This is a genomic window from Streptomyces sp. B93 (genome assembly GCF_018070565.1).
In the GTDB taxonomy this organism is placed as follows: Bacteria; Actinomycetota; Actinomycetes; order Streptomycetales; family Streptomycetaceae; genus Streptomyces.
Window position 1 is genome coordinate 1 of the sequence record NZ_JAGPXL010000097.1, and the last position, 6,933, is coordinate 6,933.

The 6,933-nt window shown below is 76.0% G+C and carries 4 protein-coding genes and 1 pseudogene; 4 read left to right on the top strand and 1 reads right to left on the bottom strand.

Annotation, left to right across the window (positions count from 1 at the left end; genetic code table 11):
• Nucleotides 1–280: 280 nt before the first annotated feature.
• The 3 genes from KBY47_RS35900 (at nt 281) to KBY47_RS35910 (ending at nt 4,256) form a co-directional block, all read left to right on the top strand.
• Nucleotides 281–1,102: an AfsR/SARP family transcriptional regulator gene (locus KBY47_RS35900; RefSeq protein ID WP_210928807.1), complete on the top strand. Its 822-nt coding sequence runs from the start codon at nt 281–283 to the stop codon at nt 1,100–1,102.
• Nucleotides 1,103–2,466: 1,364 nt separating this feature from the next.
• The gene (locus tag KBY47_RS35905; protein WP_210928810.1) at nt 2,467–3,198 is read left to right on the top strand and encodes a thioesterase II family protein; all 732 of its coding nucleotides are present in this window, start codon (nt 2,467–2,469) and stop codon (nt 3,196–3,198) included.
• 122 nt (nt 3,199–3,320) lie between these two features.
• Nucleotides 3,321–4,256, top strand: a complete 936-nt coding sequence (locus tag KBY47_RS35910; RefSeq protein WP_210928812.1) for an aromatase/cyclase — start codon at nt 3,321–3,323, stop codon at nt 4,254–4,256.
• Between the two features lie 395 nt (nt 4,257–4,651).
• On the opposite strand, the gene KBY47_RS35915 is transcribed toward KBY47_RS35910, so the two are convergent.
• Nucleotides 4,652–5,644, bottom strand: coding sequence for a hypothetical protein (locus KBY47_RS35915; RefSeq protein WP_210928814.1), 993 nt, complete (start codon nt 5,642–5,644; stop codon nt 4,652–4,654).
• Between the two features lie 226 nt (nt 5,645–5,870).
• Here KBY47_RS35915 and KBY47_RS35920 point away from each other — a divergent pair.
• Nucleotides 5,871–6,933, top strand: a pseudogene (locus KBY47_RS35920) (hypothetical protein); the annotation flags it as partial.

The window sequence follows — 6,933 nt, forward strand, 5'->3', positions numbered from 1 at the left end:
GTGGGGGGGGCTGGTGGGTGGGGTGGGGGTGCGTAGTGTACCGGGCTGCGGGGATGGGGGGTGGGCAGGAGGCTTTTCTGGTCGGGGGCGTGATATTTTCGGCCAATTCCTCAGGGGTTCCTTCGGTGTTTCTCGAATTCCCGCTGGCCCGCTGTCCGGTCTTTGAGGATTACTCAAATGCCGCTGAAGGAACCGATGCCTCCGGTCGGGTTCGGATAACGTGCGACTCCGCCGACGACTTTCCGCCATCGGGAGTGTCCGACGACGAACGGAGGGAACCATGGAGATTCAGGTCTTGGGTCCGCTGTGTGCCGCCGTGAACGGGGACTCGATCGTCCCCACCGCGGGTAAACCCCGGCAGGTTCTCGCCCTGCTCGCCCTGTACCCGGGCCGTGTCGTGCCGGTGTCGACGCTGATGGAGGAGATCTGGGGAACGGATCTGCCGCAGAGCGCGATGACGACCTTGCAGACCTACATCATGCAGCTGCGCCGCTGCCTGGGCACCGCGATGGGGCCCGGCGCCCCGGGCGCGGCGAAGAACGTGCTGGCGACCCGGCACGGCGGCTATCTGCTGCAGATCCCGCCGGAGTCGGTGGACGTGCACACCTACGAGCGGCTGGCCGCCGAGGGGCAGGAAGCCTTCGACGAGGGCGACGACGAGCGGGCCGCCCGCAGTTTCCGGCAGGCGCTGGCCCTGTGGCAGGGACCGGCCCTGGTGGACGTACGCCTCGGCCCGGTCCTGGGGATCGAGGTCACCCGGCTGGAGGAGTCGAAGCTGGTGACCACCGAGCGGCGTATCGACGCCGATCTGCGGCTGGGCCGGCACGCCGAACTCATCGCCGAACTCACCGACCTGATCGCCCGTCACCCCCAGCACGAGGGCCTGCACGCGCAGGCGATGGTGGCGCTGTACCGGTCCGGGCGGCAGGCCTCGGCCCTGGATGTGTACCGCAAGCTGCGCGAGGGACTGATCGAGGAACTCGGTGTGGAACCCTCACCGCAGTTGCAGCGCCTGCACCAGGCCATGCTCTCCGTCGACCCCGCTCTCGACGTGATGGCCGGACCGCGCCGCGGCTCCACCTTCGACCGCTACGCCGCCTAGACCCCCGGCCCCCGGCCCGGCACCCCCCGGCCCGGCGTGCCCTGTCTGGCCTGGTCCCCGTCGCGGGCCGCCGTGTCCGGCGGCCCGCCCGGGACGCCCCAGCCCTCTCTCACCCGGCGCCGTCTCTCGCCCGGTGCCCTCGCTCGCCTGGCGCACCGTCCGGCCCGGTGCCCTCTGTCGCCCGGCGTGCCGTCCGGCCCGGTGTCCCGGCGCGGCCGGGCCGTGCCAGAGCGCCGGATGCTGTCCCCCGGCCCGCGCAGTGCGGCCCGGGGGCGCACCGTCCGGCACCGGTTACCGGGTGGCCCAGCCCGCCGGAGGGAGGCGGCCTGCAAGTCACCGCCGCCGAACGGAAGGGGAGAGGGGCCCCGTACACGCCCCCCGGGCCCCTGCCGGGCACGGGCGTGTCCGCTGTGCCCGTGCCCGGCACCCACCAGGGGCGGGCCCGGGCGCGCCGCCCGGCCGGACGCGGGCATGCCGGTGCACGACCTCCCGTAGGAGACCAGAGACCAAGAGTGTCGGGGTGGCCGCCTATCCCGCACCCGGCGGTCTTCTCCCGCCCCGCCACAGGGGGCCCTGTCCGGGCCGGGCCGGGGGAGTGGCCGTCACCCGTGGGTGCGCTGGCCGTTCGCAGCCGCCCGGCACCACGGCTGCGGGCAGCCCCCACCCGCCCCCGCCCCGCCCGCACCTGAGCCCCTCACGCACCCTCAGCGCTCCGCCCGCAGTCCTTGCGGGTCTCCCGCGGACACCTGCCCCTCGGCCATCGCGGCCGGACCGCCTGCGGCCGTGAACAGCCCGCCCCTGTGCGCCGGGGCGGCCCCGCCGCCCTGACCGGCTCGCCCCGCAGCGCGGGGCTCCAGCCGGGCCGGACCGACCACAGGCCATCCGGACCGGCGGGTCCGGATGGCTACACCACTCGGCGGGACGCCACCCTCGCCCCCATGCCCCGCTCTGCCGTCCGCCGCGCCCGCCCGTCCCTCCGTCCCGCTTCGCCTTGCTGCCCGTGCCCCGCACTCACCCCGCCGCCAGCGCGGCCGTGTGCACCCTGGCCATCCCGGCCCCCCGGCCATCCCGGCCGCCCGGCCCCCCGGCCATCCCGGCCGCCTGGCCCCTCGGCCGCCCGGCTCCCCGGCTCCCCGGCTCCCCGGGCCGCCTGTCAGCCCGCCCGCCCGGACGGTGGGCCGTCCCGGCCCGCCGACCCCCGAGCGCGGCCGGTATCCCGGTGCGGGCGGGGTGCGGGCGGGTGTGGCTGGCCTCGGCCCGGTCTCGAGTGTGATTCGAGGCCGGCCGGTGATCCTCGAACCCTGCCCCTTTGTGGCATGACATGCGCAGGAAACGAAGGGGGCGGGGACGCGAAGGAGGAGGCCATGTCGGACGAACCGCCCGTGCGGCTGTACTGTTTCGCGCACTCCGGAAACGGCGTGTCCGTCTTCGACGGCTGGGCCGCACACACCGGCCCCGGCGTCGAACCCGTCCCCGTACGCCTGCCCGCCGCCACCGCATGGCCCACCGGGCCGGCACCGGCCACCCGGCAGGCACTCCTGAACGCGACGCTGCCCCAGGTCACCCCCACCGGTGCCGCCCCCTACGCCATGTACGGGCACGGCCTGGGCGCGGTCATCGCGCTGACCGTGGCCCAGGCCCTCACCGAGGCGCGCCTGCCCGGCCCCTGTCTCCTCGCCGTCGGCGCCTGCGCACCCCCCACCCCACCCGGCGGGCACATCAGCGACCACGACCTGCTGCACCAGCTCGGCGGGCACATCCCGCCCGCCAGCGACGAGGGCGTCTTCCTGCGCGCCATGCTGCCCGTGCTGCGCGCCGACCTGGAACTGGCCCGGTCCCTGCACGAAGCCGCCCGCCGCCCGCTCAGCACCGGCCCGCTGACCACCCCCCTGCTCGTCGTCGCCTCCCAGAGCAACCCGCTCGCCCCGCCCGCGGCGGCCGACGGCTGGCACGCGTGGACGAAGGGACCCCGCTGGCAGCGCACCGTCCCCGGCCACCACTTCTTCGTACGCGGCGGCCGGCAACTGCCCCGGCTCCTGGGCCGGGCCTGCCGCGTCGCCCGCCGACTGGCCCAGGAGCCCGCGCCCGCCGGCTGACACCCAGGCCGCCGCCACCCCGCCCCGGGCCTGCCCCGCACGCCCGAGCCGCCCCCCCGGGCGGGTGTGACGCGCCCCTTCCCTTCTCCGGCCGGCGCACTGTGACGAAACGAGGTGTTCAGATGTCTGGTGAGCGTTCCGGCACCGCGGCACACCGCATCCGGGTGGCCGCCCCCGCCGGCGTGGTCTACGCCGTGCTGGCCGACACAGCCAAGATGCCGCTGTACTTCTCCCCCAGTGTCCACGTCGAGCGCCTGGCCTACGACGGCGAACACGAACGCCTGCGGATGTGGTGCCTGATGGACGGGCAGCTGAAATCCTGGACCACCCGCCGCCACCTGGACCCCGTCACACACCGCATCGAGTTCCAGCAGGAACGCCCCGCCCTGCTGCCCGCCCCCCTCAACGGCGTGGTCAGCCTGCGCCCCCTGGGCCCCCACGACACCGCCCTGGAACTCCAGCCCACCCCCAACGCCGCCCTGCCCGCCCTGGACGAATGGCTCCGCAGCGCCGCCGACCTGAAGAAATTCTCCGAACACTTCAGCCGCCTGGACGACCTCGTCCTCACCTTCGAGGACTCCCTGCGCATCAACGGCCCCGCCGAACTCGCCTACGACCTCCTCTACCGCGCCGGCCACTGGCCCGCCCTCCTGCCCCACCTCGCCCACGCCACCCTGAGCGAGGACACCCCCGGCGTGCAGCGCCTGACCCTCAAGACCCTGGCCCAGGACGGCCTGCACACCACCGAATCGGTACGGATCTGCTTCCCCCACGCCGGCCGGATCGTCTTCAAACAGACCACCTGCGCCCCGCACCTGGCCGCCCACATCGGCGAATGGTCCGTCACCCCCGACGCCACCGGCGTCACCCTCACCTGCTGGCAGAGCGTCGTCCTGCGCGAGGAACACCCCGCCACCGGCCCCCACCCCACCCGTTCCGGCTCCGGTTCCGCTCTGGCCGGCACCCGCCGCCGGGTGCGCACCGCCCTGTCCCGCACCAGCACCGCCCTGCTCGCCGCGGCCAAACAGCACGCCGAAACCGCCGTCCGCATGCTCTGACCCACCCGGCACCCCCTCACCCCCCTCACCCCCTCACCCCCACACCTTCTTCTCGCGCCCCCGCGGCCAGCCCCGCCCCCGCCCCAAGGGGGCTGGTGCCGCGGGGGCGCGAGGCATGAGTGCGCCCCGCGGGCCCGCCTCCAACCCTGCTCGGACCCCGCTTCAGATCCACTCGGAAAAACGGCCCTTGTCCCCGTACGGCCCCTACCGTGCCTGTACGTGCCACCGGCCACCGCCGCCCGGACCGGCGAGCACACAACCCGCCCGCCCCGCCCCGCGCTTTCCCGGGCGGCTTTCGGCCGTACCCGGCGCACCCTGCTGCACCCGCCCCCCGCAACGGGAGTACGATCCCGCACCCCTGCTACGTGTACGCCCCGCGCCCGCGAAAGGAGGCATCAGGGCTGACGGCGCCGCGCCCCGCGCGCCCGCCGCACCCGCACACCATGACCGGTCACCCTCTCCCGCACACACCGCTGTCCGTCCTCGTCGCCCCCGGCCCCGCCGCCCCCTTCGCACCCTGGGACCTGCACCTGCGCGGCCCCCTCGACACCACCCGCCTGGAACACCTCATCGGCCAGGTCACCGCCGACGACCCCGCCGGGCCCGCCCTGGAACACCGGCTGCTGCGCCACGGCCCCGACCGCCACACCCTGCGCCTGTACGCCCCGCAGACCGCGCCCGCCGCCGCCGTCACCGGCCGTCTCGCGGGCCGTCTCGCCGACCGGCTCACCGCACCCCACCCCCACCGCCTCACCCACCCCACGGGCCCGGGGCGGCCGTTGACGCCCGCTCAGCGCGCGGCCCTCGCCCACGGCATCCCCCACCGCTTCCAGGCGATGCTCATCCAGCCCGCCACCCCCTGGGACCAGGACAGCCTGCGCGCCGCCCTGCACACCGTCCTGACCGCCCACCCCCAGCTGCGCTTCCGCCTGCACCCCCTGCACGGCTGGCACCCCGGCCCCGCACCCGCTGCCGGCCTGGACCCGCTGGTGGTGGGGGAGTTCACCGACGAAGCCGCCTTCACCGCCCTGCTGGAGGCGACCGGACGCACCCTCGACGCCCGCACCGGCATCCAGCTGCGGCTGCTGCTGGCCCGTGACCGCCGCCCGGACCGGGCCGAGCGCGGTGACCGGATCGCCCTGGTCGCCCACGAACTCGCCGTCGACGCCGCCTCCTGGCACATCCTGCGGCACGACCTCACCACCGCCCTGACCCACCACACCACCACCCCCGCCCAGGCCACCACCCCCGCCCAGGCCGCCCCCGCCCAGGCCACCGCCCTGGCCGGGGCTGCCGCCTCCGCCCAGGCTGCCGCGTCCGCCGAGCCTGCCGAGGGGCCCGCGTCCGCCGGTGACGGCCTGGACCGCTGGATCGCCGAACTGCGGCACCTGGCCTGCGATCCCGTGGAGGCCCGGCACTGGAGCCTGGTCGCCGAACGCACCACCCACACCCGCACCACCCACACTCACACTGACACCACCCGCACCACCGCCACCGCCGCCGCCCCCCGGCCCCCCCGCCCCCGTCGCACCCAGGGCCCTGCACCGGCACGCCCGCCCCCTGGCCACCCCCGCTCCCGCCCCGGTCGGCGCCGCCGCTTGCGTTTCGGCTCCTGTGCTCGCGGCCGCGGGGCACCTCCAGGCCGCTCCCGCCGCGCAGGCGGGACAGCTGCGGCACGCCCGGTTCACCCTCGGGCAGGACACCACCCGGCAGATCACCCGCACCCTGGCCCGCCGTCTGGCCCTGCCCCCCACGCAGGTCCTGACGGGCGTGTTCGCACTCGCCCTGGCCCGCTGGCAGAACACCGACGAGGTCAGCTTCGACATCCGCAGCGACCCGCGCACCCACCGCCCGCACCTGCGCCGCCAGGTGGGCCGCCTGGCCGACCGCTACCCCGTCCACCTCGCCGTGCCGCCCGCGCCCACCGCGCTGGCCCAGCTGAGCGCGCTGGCAGCGGCGCTGGCCGCCAGCGCGGGACGCGCCGACGGGCAGGGTTTTGGCGCCTGCCGGGAGTTCAGCCCCGACCCGGGCTTGCGCCGCACCCTGCGCGCCCTGCCGCCCGCCCGCGCCTGCCTGACCCTGCACCCGCCCGGGCAGAGCCCCTCCGTCCCGGCCCGGCCGCTGACCGGGAACCCGCCCCGCTCCACGGCCCACCCGCTCCAGGTGCACGCGGCCCTCACCGGCGGCCGCCTGCACCTCGGCCTGGACTGGACCAGCGGCCACGACGGAGCCCTCACCGACGCCGAGGCCGCCGCCCTCACCCAGCACCTGCGCGGCCTGCTGGAGGAACTGGCCGCCGCCCCCGCCCCCCTCACCCCCGTGCGTGAGGCCACCCCCCAGCAGGCGGCCCTCTACCGCAGCAGCCAGGCACACCCCGGCACCGGCCGCCACATCGAACAACTGGTGTGGGACTGGCACGGCCCCCTGGACCTGCCCCGCTTCACCGCCGCCTGGCAGTGCGTCTGCGACCGCGAAACGATCCTGCGCACCGCCTTCACCCCCACCACCGGCGAGGTGCGCCTGACGGTGCACCCGCACGCCGCACCCGAGATCACCCGCCGCACCCGCACCGACGGCGACTGGGACACCCTCCTCGAACACGACCGGCTACGCGGCTTCGACCTGCACCGCCCCGCCCCCCTGCGCCTGACCCTGCTGCCCCCGCCCCCCACCCCAC

Bases quoted from the DNA above. Each gene is read 5' to 3' on its own strand.
- KBY47_RS35900 (WP_210928807.1), top strand. From the start codon at position 281: ATGGAGATTCAGGTCTTGGGTCCGCTGTGTGCCGCCGTGAACGGGGAC.
- KBY47_RS35905 (WP_210928810.1), top strand. From the start codon at position 2,467: ATGTCGGACGAACCGCCCGTGCGGCTGTACTGTTTCGCGCACTCCGGA.
- KBY47_RS35910 (WP_210928812.1), top strand. From the start codon at position 3,321: ATGTCTGGTGAGCGTTCCGGCACCGCGGCACACCGCATCCGGGTGGCC.